The 16975-nt window shown below is 64.3% G+C and carries 15 protein-coding genes; 6 read left to right on the top strand and 9 right to left on the bottom strand.

Annotated elements, in window-relative coordinates; all coding sequences use genetic code 11:
• Window positions 1–15: 15 nt before the first annotated feature.
• Both phaZ and U5A52_RS02255 read left to right on the top strand, forming a co-directional pair.
• Window positions 16–858, top strand: coding sequence for a poly(3-hydroxyalkanoate) depolymerase (phaZ, locus tag U5A52_RS02260; RefSeq protein ID WP_321909557.1), 843 nt, complete (start codon window positions 16–18; stop codon window positions 856–858).
• Between the two features lie 5 nt (window positions 859–863).
• Window positions 864–2141 (top strand): DUF445 domain-containing protein, encoded by a 1278-nt coding sequence (locus tag U5A52_RS02255; RefSeq protein WP_321934162.1) that lies wholly within the window; start codon window positions 864–866, stop codon window positions 2139–2141.
• An 11-nt stretch (window positions 2142–2152) separates the two neighbouring features.
• Here U5A52_RS02255 and U5A52_RS02250 read toward each other — a convergent pair whose 3' ends face one another.
• The 3 genes from U5A52_RS02250 to U5A52_RS02240 form a co-directional block, all read right to left on the bottom strand.
• A complete protein-coding gene (locus U5A52_RS02250) occupies window positions 2153–4915 on the bottom strand; it encodes a LuxR C-terminal-related transcriptional regulator (protein WP_321933696.1) in 2763 nt (920 codons plus the stop codon).
• Between the two features lie 197 nt (window positions 4916–5112).
• The gene (locus U5A52_RS02245; protein ID WP_321933694.1) at window positions 5113–6552 is read right to left on the bottom strand and encodes a coniferyl aldehyde dehydrogenase; all 1440 of its coding nucleotides are present in this window, start codon (window positions 6550–6552) and stop codon (window positions 5113–5115) included.
• Window positions 6553–6611: 59 nt separating this feature from the next.
• Window positions 6612–8156: an acetolactate synthase large subunit gene (locus U5A52_RS02240; protein WP_321933692.1), complete on the bottom strand. Its 1545-nt coding sequence runs from the start codon at window positions 8154–8156 to the stop codon at window positions 6612–6614.
• Window positions 8157–8302: 146 nt separating this feature from the next.
• Between U5A52_RS02240 and U5A52_RS02235 the strand changes: the two genes are divergently transcribed.
• The 3 genes from U5A52_RS02235 to U5A52_RS02225 all read left to right on the top strand — a co-directional run bounded on the left by U5A52_RS02235 (window position 8303) and on the right by U5A52_RS02225 (window position 11757).
• Window positions 8303–9295: a LysR family transcriptional regulator gene (locus U5A52_RS02235; RefSeq protein WP_321909549.1), complete on the top strand. Its 993-nt coding sequence runs from the start codon at window positions 8303–8305 to the stop codon at window positions 9293–9295.
• A gap of 175 nt (window positions 9296–9470) precedes the next feature.
• Window positions 9471–10859 (top strand): MFS transporter, encoded by a 1389-nt coding sequence (locus U5A52_RS02230; RefSeq protein ID WP_321933690.1) that lies wholly within the window; start codon window positions 9471–9473, stop codon window positions 10857–10859.
• The gene (locus U5A52_RS02225) at window positions 10849–11757 is read left to right on the top strand and encodes a LysR family transcriptional regulator (protein ID WP_321933688.1); all 909 of its coding nucleotides are present in this window, start codon (window positions 10849–10851) and stop codon (window positions 11755–11757) included. Before U5A52_RS02230 ends, U5A52_RS02225 begins: the two co-directional genes overlap by 11 nt.
• 32 nt (window positions 11758–11789) lie before the next feature.
• On the opposite strand, the gene U5A52_RS02220 is transcribed toward U5A52_RS02225, so the two are convergent.
• Window positions 11790–12053 (bottom strand): hypothetical protein, encoded by a 264-nt coding sequence (locus U5A52_RS02220; protein WP_415773391.1) that lies wholly within the window; start codon window positions 12051–12053, stop codon window positions 11790–11792.
• A 167-nt stretch (window positions 12054–12220) separates the two neighbouring features.
• Between U5A52_RS02220 and U5A52_RS02215 the strand changes: the two genes are divergently transcribed.
• The gene (locus tag U5A52_RS02215; RefSeq protein ID WP_321909544.1) at window positions 12221–12445 is read left to right on the top strand and encodes a hypothetical protein; all 225 of its coding nucleotides are present in this window, start codon (window positions 12221–12223) and stop codon (window positions 12443–12445) included.
• A gap of 86 nt (window positions 12446–12531) precedes the next feature.
• Here U5A52_RS02215 and U5A52_RS02210 read toward each other — a convergent pair whose 3' ends face one another.
• The 5 genes from U5A52_RS02210 to speB form a co-directional block, all read right to left on the bottom strand.
• The gene (locus U5A52_RS02210; protein ID WP_321933687.1) at window positions 12532–12894 is read right to left on the bottom strand and encodes a copper resistance protein CopC; all 363 of its coding nucleotides are present in this window, start codon (window positions 12892–12894) and stop codon (window positions 12532–12534) included.
• 28 nt (window positions 12895–12922) lie between these two features.
• Entirely contained in the window at window positions 12923–13774 is an 852-nt protein-coding gene (locus tag U5A52_RS02205; RefSeq protein WP_321934160.1) for a hypothetical protein, read from the bottom strand.
• Between the two features lie 196 nt (window positions 13775–13970).
• Complete coding sequence (locus U5A52_RS02200) at window positions 13971–14360, bottom strand: DUF2946 domain-containing protein (RefSeq protein WP_321933685.1); 390 nt, start codon at window positions 14358–14360, stop codon at window positions 13971–13973.
• A gap of 140 nt (window positions 14361–14500) precedes the next feature.
• The gene (locus U5A52_RS02195; protein ID WP_415773388.1) at window positions 14501–15985 is read right to left on the bottom strand and encodes an aldehyde dehydrogenase family protein; all 1485 of its coding nucleotides are present in this window, start codon (window positions 15983–15985) and stop codon (window positions 14501–14503) included.
• Between the two features lie 18 nt (window positions 15986–16003).
• Window positions 16004–16954, bottom strand: a complete 951-nt coding sequence (speB, locus tag U5A52_RS02190; RefSeq protein ID WP_321909540.1) for an agmatinase — start codon at window positions 16952–16954, stop codon at window positions 16004–16006.
• Window positions 16955–16975: the final 21 nt, after the last annotated feature.

Genomic DNA, 16975 nt, shown 5'->3' with positions numbered 1-16975 from the left:
CAGGGGAAAAACCGGATGACCGATACACGAACGAGCCCAGAGGTAGTCGACGCCATGCAAATTCAGATGATCGATCTGGATGGTCAGTGGTTGCGCGTCGGTGTGCGTCGCGGCCGCGATGCGTGCCCGCCGCTGCTGTTGTTCAATGGCATTGGCGCCAATCTCGAACTGGTCGAGCCTTTCGTTGATGCGCTCGAAGACATCACCGTGATCGTTTTCGACGTGCCGGGCGTTGGCGGCTCGCCCGCGCCCCTCATTCCGTACCGCTTCTCGACGCTCGCCGTATTGTCCGACAAGCTGCTCACGCGGCTCGGCTATGCGGGTCCTGTCGATGTGCTGGGCGTGTCGTGGGGCGGGGCGCTCGCGCAGCAGTTCGCGCACCTTTACCCAAGGCGGTGCCGCCGGCTGATACTCGCCGCGACGTCGCCGGGGGTGATCATGGTGCCCGCGCGGCTTTCGGTGCTGTCGAAGCTGGTTGGGCCGCGGCGATATACAGACCCGGCGTATCTGAAGCAGGTTGGCGCTGAGATATACGGCGGCGCCTACCGGCGCGATGCCGCGCTGCTCGAAGAACACAGCCGCCATATCCAGGCGCCGCGCGGCCGTGGTTATCTGTATCAACTGCTGGCCGCGTCGGGCTGGACGAGCCTGCCGTGGCTCGGCGCGTTGCGCCAAAAAACCTTGGTGATACATGGCAACGACGACCCGATCGTGCCGCTCACCAATGCAAAGATTCTCGTCGCGCGCATTCGCGACGCGACGCTCCATGTGATCGACGACGGTCACCTGTTTCTGATTACGCGCGCAAAGGAAATCGCTCCGCTGGTGAAAGCGTTTCTCGAGCAGGAGGCGAGTTGAGTTCGGTGACCGACGATAACGAGCGCGTTGATGGTGTGAACGTGCGCGCGCCCGTGAGCATCAAAGTGGCTCGGCTCAAGCGCATGCGCACGACGGCCACCTGTTTGCTCGCGGCGATGATTGCCTTGCTCGTGGTGAGTATTGCCTGGCAGGCGAGCTATCCGTGGCTTGCGTGGGTGCGTGCGTTTGCGGAAGCGGGTACCGTGGGTGCAGTCGCGGACTGGTATGCGGTGGTCGCGTTGTTCCGCCATCCGCTTGGCATCGCCATGCCGCATACCGCCATCATTCCCCGAAACCAGGCGCGCATTGCGGAAAGCCTGGGAAACTTCGTCGAGCAGAATTTCCTGACCACGGAACTCGTGGTGGGGCGCTTGAGTGAATACAACGCGGCACGCGCGCTGGCCATGTGGCTTGCCGAAAAGGAGAACAGTTCGACGATTGCCGATGTCGTGGTCGAGTCGCTTCCGCGCTTGCTGGAGCGTATCGACGAGTCGGACGTCGAAGATCTGTTCGATCGACTGCTCCTGCCACAATTGCGCGCACTCGATGTGTCGCGCGTCGCAGGGCAGATCCTGGGTGTCCTGACTGAAGGCAATCGCCATCAGCCACTGCTCGATCGAGGGCTGGACGCCGTCGAACGGTGGCTTGCGGCCAACGTCGGCATGATCAAGGCGAAATTCAGCGAGGCATCGCGGTTCACGCCCGCGCCGCTCGACACCTATATCGTCAACAAGTTCGTCGAGGGCGTGGTCGCGCTGGTCCACGAAGTGGCGGCGAATCCCGATCACGAATTGCGCCGTCAATTCGATGCGGCCGTGGCTGAGTTGTCGCGCGACCTGCAAACGGCGGCTCAATACCGCAGATTCGGCAGACTCTTGCTGCGCGACTGCATTCGCCACTTCAAAGCGGGCGACTATTATCGCCTCCTGCTCGACCGCGTTCGCGCGCGCGTTGCCGCCGACGCCGCGAGCGAGCAGTCGGTCGCGCGCGACATGATCGCCGGCGCGTTGACCTCCTTTGGCAAGACCATGGTCAGCGCTAGCGCAATGCAGAACAAGCTCAATGCGTGGTGGCTGGAGATTGCGCGGATGCTGGTGTTGCGCTATCGGCATCAGCTTTCGGGATTGATCACCGACGTCGTGAAGGGATGGGACGCGCAAGAGGTCAGCGGCAAGTTCGAAGCGGAAATCGGCCGCGATCTGCAGTTCATCCGGATCAACGGCACGTTCGTAGGCGGGCTCGTGGGCGTGCTGATACACGCGTGCGTACTCGTCGCAATGTGATGACGCGACGTCTAACTATGCTTGACAAGCCCAAGCGCCTGCGCGCGCGAAACAGCCTGAGCCCGCTTGTCCACCGCGAGCTTCGCGAAGATATTCTTCAGGTGCGATTTGACCGTTTCGGGCGTGATGCCCAGCGTGCGGGCAATTTCCTTGTTGGATTGCCCCTGCGCGATCAACTCGACGATATTGCGCTCCCGCGAACTGAGCGGCTCGCGCTCGCCCTCGCGGCGCGGCTTGCTCTGCGGCTCATACATCGCGCGCCAGCCTTCGATTAAACGGTCGAGCCATGCCGTTACCTCCGGCGTGCGCGCGGCGCTGCGCATGCGTTCGTGCGCCATGCGCAGGAGCGGTCCGACTGCGGCCCCCTGATCGAGGATGGATCGATAAATGCCGGTAGGCGCCGCAATATCTGCGACTTCGCGAAATGTCTCGAGCGAACGGCTGGGTTCTCCCGCGCTGAGCCAGGCCACGGCGAGCAGGGTTCGAAGGCGCAGCGCCAGATAGTTGCCCTGCATGCGTTCGCAACGCGCGAGCGCCATGCGCAGGGACTCGATGGCTTCGGGCACGAGGTGTCGTTGCAGGGCGAGGCAGGCCGCTGCGAGGTCGCGGTAGTTCTCGATTTCGGGTGAAACAGGCGTAGCGGTCGGCTCACGCGGAGCGGCGAGTTCGCGAAGGTCCGCCACGCATGCAGCGGCTTCAGGAACACGATTTTCGGCGAGATAGAGCCGCGTGCGCTCGACCAGCGCTGCCGCAAGCAGCCGGTTCCAGCCGCGCGCCTGGCCGAGTATTTGCGCCTGATCGATCAGCACATGCGCGCCCGCATAATCTTCGCGCGCGACGGCAATGCGAACCAGAATGCGGTAGGCAATCAGAACGCTATCGAGCAGAACGGCACGGTCGATGACGGGCATGAGTTCGAGCAGCAGGGCTTCGGCTTCGTCGAGGCGGCCTTGCTCATAGCGGATTTGCGCAATCATGGGCGCGCACAACGCAGCCGATACGGAATGAGGTCCCGCGTAGCGTTCGGCGAGTTGCATCGCTTCGTTGAAGCGGCGCTCCGCAATCGAAACGTGGAGCTGCTGCAACTCCACATGACCGAGCAGGCACAGGCGGTAGACCGACGAAAAGACACTGCGCTGGTCTTCTTCCAGTGAATCGGGAATCCATGGCGTGGCGTAAAGCGCGTCGAGATTGCCGGTTTTCCAGTAGCTAAAGCGCGCGACGTTGGAAACCGCATTGGTCGTCCATGCGTCCGTTGACGGGCGGCCCAGGTATTGGCGCGCGAGTTCCAGCGCGCGGTGCGGATCGTCCTGCAAGGCCGCGAGCGCAGAACGAATGGCGAGGCAGTCCCATTGAATCGTGTCGGCCGACTCGGTTTGGCCGTCGCCGCGCTCGATCGAATCGAGCATCGCGTTGACCTCGCCGAAGCGCATGGCGAGTGCCATGCCCCACGCGGTCGCAACGGTGACCGCCGTTTGCGCGCGCATGAGGTCGGCGGGAAACTGGCGTTGCCAGCCGACCAGCGTGAGCAGGTCTCCGCTTTTTAGAAGCGCCTTCGCGCAACGCTCCATCATGGCGATGGCTTCGTCGGTGGCGCCAGCGGCTATCGCGTGCTTTATCGCATCGGTCCAATGCTGTTGGGCGGCGTGCCAATGCCACGCGCGACGGTGCAACTCGGTGACTTCGCCAGGGTGCGTGGCTGCCAGACGCCGCTGCAGATAGTCGGCCATCAACCGGTGATAGCGGAACCAGCGTCCTTCGAGGTCTATCGGCTCGAGCAGCAACTGGCGCGCAACGATGTCATCAAGCATGGCCTGGCTGGATGCGACGCCCGTCACCGCTTCGCACAACGGCGCGCTCAGCCGCTCGAGAATCGCGGTTCGCAGCATGAAGGCCTGCGTTTGCGGTGGCAGATGCTGAAGCAGGTCTTCGAGGTAGTCGGACACAGGCTTCGACACGCCGCCCGGTTTCGTGCCCGGCGGTATGCCCGCTTGCATGTTCGATTGCCAGCCCTGCGGGCGATCCTGCCGCGCCAACGCCGACGCCGAAATGCGCAAGGCGGCCGCCCATCCTTCGGTCGTGGCATAGAGCGACTTCAGATCGCCAAAGCCGAGCTTGCCGGGGCACTCGTGTTCGACGAAACGGCGCGTCTCGTCGAAATTGAATCGCAGCGCGGCCGCATCGATCTCGCAGAGATTGTTGCCGGCGCGCAGCTTCGCGAGCGGCAGCGGCGGATCGGTACGTGTGCAGATCACGACGTGCACATTAGAAGGCACATTGGCGATGAATAGCGACATCGCTTCGTGAATGGCCGCTGAGTGGATCAGATGATAGTCGTCGATGAAGACGTGCAGTTCGTCGTCGACTTCGGCCAGCTCGTTGATGAGCGTTGCGACAAGCGAATTCGCCGGGACGAACGACGACTCGGTGGTCAGCCCGATGGCGGATGTGCCAACGGTGCGGCACGCGCGCTGCAAGGCATGTGCAAGGTGATGAAAGTAACGGGCTGGCTCGTCGTCGTCTGCGTCGAGGGAAAGCCACGCCACCTGCGCGCCGTTCGCACGCAGCGCGTCGAGCCAGGTGAGCGCGAGAGACGTCTTGCCGAAGCCCGCAGGCGCCTTGATGACGGTGATGCGCCGTATCTCCACCTGGGCGCTCAAGGCCTTCAGCCGTGGGCGATCGATCAAACCCGCGGGCAAGCGGGGCGCAATGACCTTGGTGGTCAGCAGGAGAGGTGGCCTCGCCACGGTCGTCGCTTCTGTCACTTCAGTCACGGCTGAACGGCTCAGAGGAGGGCCCATGAGGGATTGGCGAGGGTTGGCGCGCTGCCAACCGGAACGTTCAATCCATCATACGACAACTGCGGCAAGGCATGATGGGTAATGCGGGTCAGTGCGCGAGGCGTTGATGATGCGATGCATCATCGCGCGAGCTGGCCGCGTTTCGCACGCAGCCAGCCACGGCCAATGCGTCAGGCGTCGATCATGCCTTTGACGGCGGCTTCCGTAGCCGCCAGATAAGGCGCGCGCATCAGGAGATTCGACTCGCCGCCGGCGCTTTGGACGACAACCGGCTTCGCATGGCTGAACGTGCGGTAGCCATATTCGCCGTGGTAATGGCCCATGCCGGATGCCCCGACGCCCCCGAAAGGCAGCGAGTCGAAGAACACGTGCGTCATCGCATCGTTGACGACCAGCGCCCCCGAAGTGGTTCGGCTCGCCACCTCGTGTTGCTCCAGGGCGTCATTGCCGAAGTGATAAAGCGCGAGCGGCCTCGGCCGCGCATTGATATATGCAAGCGCTTCATCGAGCGTTTCGTAGGTCACCACGGGCAGAACGGGGCCGAAGATTTCCTCCTGCATCACGCGCATCGTGTCGTTTGCATTCCGAACGATCGTCGGCGCCATCTTGCGTACCGCCGGATCAGAGAGGTCTTCGCTTGCGGGGCCGAGGTTCACCACGTTCGCGCTTTTCTGACGCGCATCCTCGACAAGCGCCAGTTGCCGTTCGAAACCGCGTACGTTGATCATCGCGGTGTAGTCGGGGTTCTCGCGCATGGTCGGATACATTTGCGCAACCGCCGCTTTTGCGTGCTGCACGAAGGCATCGGCGCGGTTCGCCGGAACCAGCACATAGTCCGGCGAAAGGCAGATCTGACCGGCGTTGAAGGTTTTCACCGTGAGAACGCGCTGCGCCGTGAGGGCGAGATCGGCGTCGTTGCCCACGAGGACCGGCGACTTGCCGCCCAGTTCGAGCGTCACGGGCACCAGGTTATCCGACGCCGCCCGCATGACATGGTGCGCGACTTGCGTGCTGCCCGTGAACACGAGATGGTCGAACGGCTGCGCGCTGAACGCCGCGCCGGTTTCGGCTCCGCCAAGCACGGTGGTGAGTTCGTCGCTGTCGAAATTGCGGGCGATCAGTTCAGCTAGCAGCTCGGACGTTTGCGGCGTCATCTCCGACGGCTTGAGAATGGCCCGGTTGCCCGCAGCGAACGCGCCGCCAAGCGGTCCGAACGCCAGCACGACGGGAAAATTCCACGGGCTGATGATCCCCACGACGCCGAGCGGCTGATACTCGACGCGGGCCTTCACGCCCGGAAACGGCTCGGCCGTCGCCGGCTGCGCCATCCACGCCTCGAGATGTTCGCGATTGAAGCGCAGGCTTTCGATCGAGGCGAGGATATCGGCGAGCAGCGTTTGCTGTTTGCCGCGGCAGCTATAGTCCGCGTTGATGGCCTCGACCAGCGCGTCCTTGTTCGAACGCAGCAGGTCGATTGCGCGATCGATACGGTCGCGGCGAACGGCCAGCGGTGGTGGCCCCTCCTTGAGTTGTGCCGTTTTCATTGCATCGAGTTGCGCGCGGATCTGCGCGGCCGTCGCTTCGGCGGGCAGCATGAATGGCTTTGACATCCTAAACCTCATCAGAAAATGGAATCGCTCGTTGAACGCGTGGGACGCAAACGGTGCGCTTAGATCACGGCCTCGATCAGCATCGGGCCGCGGCGCTTCATTGCTGCGGCGAACGCGGCGTCGAAGTCGGTGCGCGACTCGGCGCGTACGGCTTCCACACCCATGCCGCGAGCCAGTGCAACCCAGTCGAGCGACGGGTCCTGCAGATCGAACATGGAAGCGGCGTGCGCGCCGCCCGTGCGTGCGCCCACACGCTTGAGCTCGTTCGCGAGGATCTTGTAGCCGCGGTTCGCGTAGATCACCGTCACGACGTCGAGCTTTTCCCGCGCTTGCGTCCAGAGCGACTGAAGCGTGTACATGGCGCTGCCGTCGCCCTGAAGGTTGACGACTTTGCGGTCCGGGCATGCCACGCTCGCGCCGATCGAAACGGGCATCAGGCAACCGATCGCGCCGCCGGTGAGCGCCAGCAGGTCGTGCGGCGCGGCGGTTTCGAGCAGGCCCGAGTACGCCATCGCGAGCGACGACTCTTCGGTAATGATGGCGTTGTCGGGCAGATGCTTCGCGACGCTGCGCATGATCGACTCGCCATCGAGCGCGCCCTCGGGCGAGAACTCGACCGCGGCGCGGGCGTTGATTCGGGCGATCGCATGCTGTGCGCCCAGCGCCTCGACAAGGGCTTCGAGCGCGGCCGGGCCGTCTTCATGCGGATGCGAAAGCACGGCGATGCGGCAACCCTCCGGCGTGAGCCAGCTCGGCTTGTCCGGGTAGGCGAAAAAGCTCACCGGCGGCTGCGCGCCGACCAGCACGATCAGCTCAGTCCCGGCGAGGAATTCGACCACCTGCTCGGCGAAATACGGCAGACGCTCGACCACTTCACGTCCCGCACCGCGCGCCACACGCGGCGCGAACGTGTCGCACAGCAGGCGGGCACCCGTTTTCGCGGCGATCCTTCCGGCGGCGCGCAGACCGCGCTCCTGCAATGCCTGACCTCGGAGCAGGAAGGCGGTCCGCACGCCGCTTTGGGCGAGGGCCGCAATCCGCTCGATGGTGTCGGCGCTCACGAGCGCGGGCGCCTGCACGGGCAGTGGCGCGGCCACGCCGTCGGCTTGCGACCAGGCGGTGTCGGCGGGCAGGATCAGCGTGGCGATCTGGCCGCCGTCGGCCATGGAGGCCTGCACGGCGCGCGCGGCGTCGGCACCCACCGTCAACGCGCTGCTCGACGAGTGAATCCAGCTCGAAACCGGGCGAGCAAAGCCCTTGATATCGGACGTGAGCGGCGCTTCGTAACGCGCATGCGTCGAAGCATGATCGCCGACGATGTTGACGACCGGGCTCGACGCGCGGCGCGCGTTGTGAAGGTTGGCCAGTCCGTTGGCGAGGCCCGGGCCGAGATGCAGCAGCGTGGCGGCGGGCTTGCCGGCCATGCGGCCGTAGCCGTCGGCGGCGCCGGTGACAACGCCTTCGAAAAGGCCGAGTATCGGCCGCATGCCTTCAACGGAATCGAGCGCCGCCACGAAATGCATCTCCGACGTGCCGGGGTTTCCGAAACACACGTCCACACCACTTGCGACCAGCGAACGCAACAGACTTTCAGCGCCATTCATTTTGGATCACCTCAGTAACAAACCTGTAAGAAGCTTCGCCCCTTCGGTTGCCGTGGGGCCCAGACGTCGTGCATCGACGTACGCCCTGATCCTAACTACCCGGCTACCATGCAAAAATACAGTCTGATCTGAAAATTTATTACGTCATGCGCAAGAATCTCGACTACGGATTGCTGCACGCGATGACCGCCTTCGTGCGCGTGGTGGATGCCGGGAGCTTCACGGCGGCCTCGGAGCACATGGGGCTGACCACGGCGCAGGTCTCGCGGCTCGTATCGGAGCTTGAGAATCGTTTGCAAACGAAGCTGCTGCAGCGAACCACACGGCGCATGTCGGTCACGAGCGCGGGCGAGCGCTACGCGAACCAGTGCCGCACGATTCTCGACCTCGTGACGGAAGCCGAAGGGGAGGCGAGCGGCGCGCGCATGGCGCCGAGCGGGAGGCTGCGGGTGCTGTGCATGGCAAGCTTCGGCGACCGCTACGTGGTGCCGCTCGTGACGAAATATTGCGCACAGTACCCGGCGGTGAGCGTGGAATACAGCGCTTCGCAGTACGTACCGAATCTGCTGGCAGAAGGCGTGGACGTGAGCGTGTATCTGACGAGCAGCCTGCCGGATTCGAGTCTGGTTGCGCAGCGGCTTGGCGAGGTCCACGGCGTGTTATGCGCGACGCCAGGCTACCTCAAGCGGCATGGCGCGCCGGGAACCGTAGCGGATCTCGCGGGGCATGCCTGCCTGCGTCTCGTGAATCCGTCGACCACGTTGCATTGGGAGCTGACCGACGGCAAGACGACCCATTCGATGCAGCCCGAGGGCCCGCTGGTGGCGGACAAGCCCGAAGCCGTCGTGCAGGCGGCGTGCAGCGGCCTCGGCATTGCGCTGCTGCCCGGCTTCGCTGCGGTGGACCGCATACGCAGCGGAGAACTCGTACACGTTCTGCCTCAATGGCGCTCGCCCGACGTCGGTGTGTATGTGCTGATGCCCTCGAGGAAGTTTCTCGAAGCCAAGACGCGCGCATGGGTCGAGTTGCTGAAAGCGGAATTGCCGGGCGCGCTCGAGCGCGACATGATTCAAATCGGTGCGAAAGGCGCGCCCAGACAGCGGCGTGCACGTGCTGCGACCTCGCCACGTTCGCCTTGATTCGGGCAGCCGTTAGTCTGGCTGAAATTCCCCGTTCCAGAAAAACGAATTCCCCTCTCCCTGTATTGCGAGCAGTCTGGCAGCCAACTCAGGCTGCGCAAGCCGACGCGTCCTATGGCGATGCCAGACGCATCGATCGGCGTTGCGCCGGGCCAGACCCAACACAGGAGACAGCATGGCAATCGTCAATTCCGGCGCCCGCCTCGACCGGCTACCCATCAGCCGGTTTCACTGGAAAATTCTTGGCTTGATCAGTGCGGGCGCATTTCTCGATGCGTTCGACATCTATCTTGCCAATGGCGCGCTGGCGGCCATGGTCAAGACAGGCTTCGCCGACCTGCGCGTCGGCTCGTTCTTTTTGTCGGCGACTTTCCTTGGCATGATGATCGGCGCGGGCCTTTCGGGCTATCTGGGCGACCGCTTCGGACGCCGCTTTTCGTACCAGGCCAACCTCGCCATTTTCGGCGGCGCGTCGTTCATTGCCGCGTTCGCGCCCAATATCTACTGGCTGATCCTGCTGCGCTTCATCATGGGCGTCGGCCTCGGCGCGGAACTGGTGGTCGCGGCCGGCACGCTGTGCGAGTTCGTGCCGCCGGCTAGCCGCGGCCGCTGGACTTCGTTGCTGGCGCTCATCACCAATTCGGGGCTGCTCGCGGCCACCGCCGTGGGCTACTGGGTCATTCCGCATCTTGGCTGGCGTTATATGTTCGCGATCGCGGGCGTGGGCGCCATCGTCGTTTGGGCGCTGCGTCATCGCATGCCGGAGTCGCCGCGCTGGCTGGAGACCGTGGGCCGGCTGGAGGAAGCCGAGCGAACGGTGGCCGCCATCGAGCAGGAGGTCGAGCGCCACACGGGCGACGTCCTGCCGGCTGTCACTCGAGTGACGAGCCACGAGGCGTTGGCCGCGCCGTTCTCTGCGCTTTTCGCGCCCGGCATGAAAGGCCGGACTTTCGTGGCGGCGCTCACCGCCATTGCGGTGAACGTGTCCCTTTACGGTTTCGTTGCATGGCTGCCGGCGTTCTTCGTCAATGAAGGGCTGAGCATCACGCGCTCGCTCGGGTTCGTGTTCCTCATGTCGTTCGGCGCACCGATGGGGGCCGTCGTTGGCTTCGCGATCGCTGACCGTCTCGGCCGCCGCAGGGCGCTGATCGCCAGCGCGCTGGTCTCGATCGTGCTCGGATACTTCTACGTGCAGATGCGCGACCCCGTTGCCATCTCTGTGATGGGCTTCGCGTTGGTGACCGCGCTCTATACGGTCTGCACGCTCGGTCTGTTCGTCTATATCCCGGAGCTGTTTCCAACCACGCACCGTCTGCGCGGCACCGGCGTGGCAGGCACGTGCGGGCGGGCTGCGTCGATGTGCACGCCTTATCTCGCCGTCCTGCTCTATTCGAACTTCGGGGTGTCGGGTGTGGTAGCGATGGTTGCCTGCGTGCTCGTTGCACTGTGTGTCGCGTTGCTCTTCCTTCGCGTCGAGGCGAGCGGTCAGACGCTCGAAGCCGTGTCCGCACCAGGCTTGCAGGAAGAAGCGATCAAACAACCCGACAGCCACCATGCATTTTGATTTCGTCGATCTGCGCTTGCTCACGGCGCTTGGCGAGACAGCCAATCTTGCACGCGCCGCGAGCCTGTGTCACATGTCGGCCCCGGCAGCCAGCAGCCGCCTGAAAAATCTCGAGGACTTTCTGGGCGTGCGGCTGTTGTACAGAACGAGTCAGGGCATGATTCCGACGCCGGCGGGCGAGTGCTTTATCCGTCATGCGCTGTTGATGCGTGAACAGGTGGAGCGGCTCGCCGGAGACATCGAGCAGTTCGGCAGCGGGATGACCGGGCACATCCGGGTCTGGACCAACACGACTGCCATTACCGGCGCGCTGCCCGACACGCTAGGCCGTTTTCTTTGCGAGCACGCCCATGTGAACATCGAACTGCGCGAAGCGCCCAGCGACGATATCGTGCGAGGCGTGACCGGCAACCTGGCGGATATCGGCATCGTTGCCGGCAATATCGACGCGGGGCAGCTCGAGATGCTGCCCTACCAGAACGAAAGACTGGTGCTGGTGACCCAGCCGGATCATCCGCTTGCCCAACGTGACGCGGTGAACTTTGCCGAAACGCTGGACAACGATTTTGTCGACCTGCCGGCCTCGAGCGCCATTCACGCCTTCGTTCACCGCGCCGCGGCCGCGCTTGGCAGGGCGCTCAGAATACGCATCGAGGTGGGTTCGTTCGACGCGGCATGCAGGATGATCGCCGCAGGCGCGGGCATAGGGATCGTGCCGGCCTCGGTGGCGTGGAAGCATGCACGCGTGAAGGATATCGTCATGGTCACGCTCAAGGACGAGTGGGCGCAGCGCCGCCTGAACATCTGCGTGCGCAGTGTGGCAGACCTCCCGCTGTTCACCCGCGAACTCGTTGCCATGCTGGCTTCCGATGTCGTGGACTCGACACGGCGCGTGTAGCGGCGATTCATCAAGCGGCGCTTGGCTTCCCGCTAGTCGTGCGTTCGGCTCGAACAATATCGCGTGAACTGCTCCTCGGACACGGCGAATCCCTTCTGTTTCGCCAGTTCCCACGGCCGTTCGCAACGTTGCGTCGCCTCACACCACGAATATCCGGCCGAACCGATGCACCCATGCGCATCGCGATCGGCGCCGGGCCTATTCGATGCCGTATTGGATGAAGGATCAGCGCAGGCGGCAAGCGCACTTGCCATGGCAACCGCGGTCAGAAACGCGGGAGAGATGATTTGACGCATAGAGCGTGCCTCCATAAGAGGCACCACCGTATCACGCCTGCCTAAGCGCTCAGAGGCAAGACCCGTTCCGCATTGACTCAAAGCCGAATCGCCCCCCGTTTATTTCGCCACCACTTCTGCGCCGTTGCCTCTAAAATTCCATGACACTGCCGTAGCGGAGCACCACCATGGAACGAAAGAAAGCTGAATACATCCTGCTCGAAGCCGACGAGATCGCCGGCCTGGTTCTCAACGGCTTCGACATGACGATGGAAACCGACGCCGGGCGCGCGCTCTACGAACGCACGTTTAACGCCTATATCCACAACGAAATCGGCGACTTGCCCGTTGGCGAGCTGTACGACGCGTTGAACGGTTCGCCCGAAGCCTTTACGGCAACCCTGCCGCAGTAAGCTGGCGAGCCAACCCGCCATCACGAACGGGCCATGCTGCAATCTCGCACGAAATCGCAGCGTGGCCGCATTTCATCGTTACACGTTCACTTCACGTCGAACGCGTAATGACCGGTCGTGCGATGCCCGTCGGCGGCAACCGCGACCCACACCACCGAATACTTCCCAGGCGTCAACGCATTCAGCGCGACCGACATGCGCTTGTTGTTGTTCGCATCGACCTTGGCCTTCTCGCGAATCACGGACTTGCCCTGCGCGTTTGTCACGTCGATGGAACTGAACGCGGGCTCGAGCCCATCGTCGAAGTCGATCACGACGGCGTCGAGCGTGGCCGGTGCGGTCGACCCCGCGGGCGGTTCCTGATGCTTCGGATAAGCGTGCGCCCAAGCGAGATGGGCGGCGAGCAGCGCGATCGTGGCGACAGCCGTGCGCAATGTAGCGAGTTTCATGGCGAGATTCCTGTGTGAATGAATGGGCTTACTGGAAAAGCGGCTTGCCGATCGTGCGCGGCGCGACATCGTCGAAGAAGATGTGCACCTGCGCGAGAATGCCGACGTGCGAGCCGCTCGCCCGGTTGATCGGTATCTGCGCTTCGATGCCGAGCTGACCGTAGCGGTTCATCCAGATGAAGCCGGGGTTGACGGTCCCGGTCGTTTGTCCCTGGCTGCGCGAGAGGGGCACTTCGACGAGGGGGATGAGGTTCGAAAACGGCTGCGGCAAGCCGAGATCGTGCACGTGCTGTTGCAGGTAGGGCAGGCTGTACTGGAACGTGAAGCCGTAGTCGAACGAATTTGGCTGGCCGCCGCCTGTCGTGAACGACGGGCCCGCTTCGCCGGTGATCGCGATGGGCCGCAGCCACGCGAGCGAGTCGGGCAGGTCGCCCATGCCCTTGCCGGCGAAGATCGTGGGCGAGATCGTCGAGAAGTTGTCGGCAATCGCGCGGCTGCCGGTGCCGCCGAACTCGGCGTTCACGCCCACCGACGTCATGAATTCATGCGCGTCGTTCACATAGAGCAGGTACTTGAGCCCCACGCCGAAGTTGTCGAAGCCGCGCTCGCTCGGGTTGTTCTGCATGACGTAGCCGCCGTCCACCGAGAAGGCGAGCCGCGGCGTGATGAGCTTGTCGTACTCGAAGCTGAAGGTGTTGATGCTTTGGTCGCCGGCATCGCCCGGCACGCGCTGGTGCCCGAATTCGAGGTTGGCTTCGTCGCCTACGCCGGGGTCGTCGACGGAAAGCGTGGAGGGAAAGACGCGGTCGCCCGCGATAGCGTGCGCATGGGCCGCGCAGGGTCCGAGCAGCAACGCGCAGCCGATCACGCGGGCGATCATGCGGTTGATTTCGAGGTTGGTCCGATTGAACGCGCGAATGTGTGCAAGCTCGCCCAGCGCCAGGCGGCTGGACGGCGATTGGTCAGACATGAGGTGTCCTGTCGAGGAGCGACGCACGCACGCAGGTTAAAGGGGCGCGCGTGCTGGCCCGGTGACACGCTGGGCGTGTCGTCCGGGATTGGCATGATCGATCCGGTCAGGACAGGGGTGGGGCGCGGGCGTGGATGTGGCTCGCAGGCGCGGCGAGGCGAACGCTTTCGAACTGCGCCTCGATGCGGGCCTGCACGAGCTTGCCAACGACAAACAGGGCGACAGGTACGCCCGAGACGACGGGCAGGTGTGCGAAGAAGCTGCAATAGCCGCAGTCCTGCATGTCGCCCGGCGTGGCGTGCATGCCGGCTTCGCCGCTTGCGCCGTGAATGTGGCGCTCCATCGACGGCATGCCGCAGGGGGCGCGTTCCACCGTGCCTGGCGCCATCTGCATGGCCTGGGCGGCAAGCAGGTGCGAAACCACGGGCGCGAGCGTCGCCATGAGGAGCGCGAGCGTCCCCAGTAGACTGCCCAGCCTGAGATGGAATTGGCGCACGGCGAATGGAAGTGGCAGGAATAGTGCGTGGATTATGCCACGCGAGCCGCCACTCCCGGCGCGCTGCCTGTCAAAGCGTCGCGGCCTCGCACGTTGCGTGCGAGGCCGCGAGGAAGCCAGAGTCAAGCCGGATGCCGCGATTAAGCGCTCAGCCCGACCGTGTGACGCAATTCCTGGTAGCTGCGCAAACCCGCAACGCCCAGCTCGCGGCCAATGCCACTCAGGCCGAAGCCGCCCCAGCACACTTGCGGGAAGATCAGTTGCGGGGTGTTGACCCATACGAGCCCGGCGCGAAGCTGCGCCTTGTAGCGTCGCGCGGCCTTTTCGTCCTTCGTCACGACAGTGGCGACCAGTCCGTAGCGCGTATCGTTGGCGAGGGCGATTGCTTCGTCATCCGAACGGAATGATTTCACGCAGGCCACGGGGCCGAAGATTTCGTCGGTCCACAGCACGTTGTCCGCCGCGGGTTCAGCGATGACAACCGGCGCCATGAAGAAACCATCGGCGCAAGCGGCATCGAGCTGACCTGCGAACGCGATCTGCGCGCCGGTTTCGACGCCTTGCGCCACGAGCGCTGCCACGCGCGCGTGTTGCGCGGCGCTGATGAGCGGCCCCATCGCCACGTCGGCGCCCTGCGGCAGCGCGACGACAACCGCTCGCACCGCTGTCTCGAACGCGGCCATGAACTTGCGATACACATTGTCGTGCACGAGTATGCGCGCCGTTGCCGAGCACATTTGCCCAGCGTTCGCGAACGCGCCACCCACCGCGAGCGAGACGGCTTGCACCACGTCCGCGTCTTCGCGCACGATCAGCGCGGACTTGCCGCCCAGTTCGAGCGTGAGGCGCTTCATGTCCTGCGCGGCGGCCTGCATGACCTTGCGGCCCGACGCCGTGCTGCCGGTAAACGAGATCTTGTCGACGAGCGGATGCGTCGTCAGCCATGCGCCGACTTCGCCGCCGCCGTTGACCACGTTCACGACCCCATCGGGCACGCCCGCTTCGTTCACGATCTCGGCGAGCATATGCTCGGTGGGCGAGGTCAGTTCTGAAGGCTTGATGACGACCGTACAGCCCGCGGCCAGCGCCGGTGCGAGTTTCCATGCGGTCGTGACCATCGGGAAATTCCACGGCACGATCAGCGCCGCAACGCCAACCGGTTCGTGCATGCGTTCAGCGAGGAGCGCGTCGTCCGGCAGCGCGACCGGTTCGGCCGCGAACATCGACGCGTCTTCGCACAGGCCCGCGTAGTAGTTGAACGTCGCGATGGCGTCGCTCACGTCGAGGTCCGCTTCGAACGGCGGCTTGCCGCTCACCTGCATCTGCATGGCGGCGAGGCGCGCGCGGTCGGCTTCCAGCAGTTCGGCGATCTTGCGCAGCAGCTTGCCGCGCGCGGCGGGCGTCGTGTGGCGCCAGGCGATCAGCGCATCGTGCGCGGCGTGCACGGCGCGATCGACCATTTCGGCCGTGGCGTGCTCCTGCCAGCCGATGGTTTCGCCCGTGGCCGCGTTGCAGATGCGCGAGCACACTTCGCGGTCCGTCGCGCAGAAGGTTGTGCCCGCAATCATCGCGGCGGGCAGCACAAAGGCCTCGCCGTCGATCTGACGTTCGGTATTCGTAGCCATGATGTTTCTCCTCGCGCCCTAGCGGTAAGCCACACCGGGCATGATGCAAAGCATTTCGTAGGCGAGATTCGCGCCCACGAGCGCGGTCGTGCCGGCCTGGTCGTACGGCGGCGAGACTTCGACGAGATCGGCGCCCACCACGTTGAGCCCCTTCATGCCGCGCACGATTTCGAGGCCCTGCTGCACGGTGAGGCCGCCCACTTCGGGCGTGCCGGTGCCGGGCGCGAAAGCGGGATCGAGTCCGTCGATATCGAAGCTCAGGTACACCGGCGTGTCGCCCACGCGTGCGCGCACTTCTTCCATGAGCGGCGCAAGCGATCGGTTCCAGCAGGCCTCGGCTTGCACGACGGTAAAGCCCTGCTTGCGGCACCAGTCGAAATCTTCCGCGTGATAGCCGGTGCCGCGCAGGCCGATTTGCGTGACCTTGTCGCATTGCAGGAGGCCATCTTCAACGGCGCGGCGAAACGGCGTGCCGTGCGCGATCTTCTCGCCGAACATGGTGTCGTTCACGTCGGCGTGAGCGTCGATATGAACGACGGCAACCTTGCCGTACTTCTTGTGCAGCGCGCGCAGGATCGGCCATGCGATCGTGTGGTCGCCGCCGAGCGTGATCGGGCGACAGCCGGTCTCGACGATGCGGTCGTAGGCGGCTTCGATCAGACGAATTGAATCCTTCAGGTCGTACGGGTTCGTTGCGACGTCACCGATATCGGCCACCTGCAGCGAATCGAACGGCGCCGCGCGTGTGGCCATGTTGTACGGCCGCAGCAGTACCGATTCCGAACGGATCTGGCGCGGTCCGAAGCGCGCGCCGGAACGGTTCGAGGTGCCGATATCGAGCGGCACGCCCACGAAGCAGACGTCGAGGCCCTCCGTGGTTTCGGCCTGCGGCAGGCGCATCATCGTGGCGATGCCGCCGAATCGGGGCATCTCGTTGCCGCCGAGCGGCTGGTTGAACTGGCGCTCCATCTGGTGTGTCTCCGATCGTTA

Source organism: Paraburkholderia sp. J8-2 (assembly GCF_905220195.1).
In the GTDB taxonomy this organism is placed as follows: domain Bacteria; phylum Pseudomonadota; class Gammaproteobacteria; order Burkholderiales; family Burkholderiaceae; genus Paraburkholderia.
This window is presented reverse-complemented; position numbering and strand designations above follow the sequence as displayed.

What these genes read in the sequence shown, in the direction of transcription:
- U5A52_RS02195 (WP_415773388.1), bottom strand. Translation starts at nt 15,985, where the DNA reads ATGGCTACGAATACCGAACGTCAGATCGACGGCGAGGCCTTTGTGCTG.
- U5A52_RS02240 (WP_321933692.1), bottom strand. Translation starts at nt 8,156, where the DNA reads ATGAATGGCGCTGAAAGTCTGTTGCGTTCGCTGGTCGCAAGTGGTGTG.
- U5A52_RS02220 (WP_415773391.1), bottom strand. Translation starts at nt 12,053, where the DNA reads ATGCGTCAAATCATCTCTCCCGCGTTTCTGACCGCGGTTGCCATGGCA.
- U5A52_RS02230 (WP_321933690.1), top strand. Translation starts at nt 9,471, where the DNA reads ATGGCAATCGTCAATTCCGGCGCCCGCCTCGACCGGCTACCCATCAGC.
- phaZ (WP_321909557.1), top strand. Translation starts at nt 16, where the DNA reads ATGACCGATACACGAACGAGCCCAGAGGTAGTCGACGCCATGCAAATT.
- U5A52_RS02205 (WP_321934160.1), bottom strand. Translation starts at nt 13,774, where the DNA reads ATGATCGCCCGCGTGATCGGCTGCGCGTTGCTGCTCGGACCCTGCGCG.
- U5A52_RS02235 (WP_321909549.1), top strand. Translation starts at nt 8,303, where the DNA reads ATGCGCAAGAATCTCGACTACGGATTGCTGCACGCGATGACCGCCTTC.
- U5A52_RS02225 (WP_321933688.1), top strand. Translation starts at nt 10,849, where the DNA reads ATGCATTTTGATTTCGTCGATCTGCGCTTGCTCACGGCGCTTGGCGAG.
- U5A52_RS02210 (WP_321933687.1), bottom strand. Translation starts at nt 12,894, where the DNA reads ATGAAACTCGCTACATTGCGCACGGCTGTCGCCACGATCGCGCTGCTC.
- U5A52_RS02215 (WP_321909544.1), top strand. Translation starts at nt 12,221, where the DNA reads ATGGAACGAAAGAAAGCTGAATACATCCTGCTCGAAGCCGACGAGATC.
- speB (WP_321909540.1), bottom strand. Translation starts at nt 16,954, where the DNA reads ATGGAGCGCCAGTTCAACCAGCCGCTCGGCGGCAACGAGATGCCCCGA.
- U5A52_RS02245 (WP_321933694.1), bottom strand. Translation starts at nt 6,552, where the DNA reads ATGTCAAAGCCATTCATGCTGCCCGCCGAAGCGACGGCCGCGCAGATC.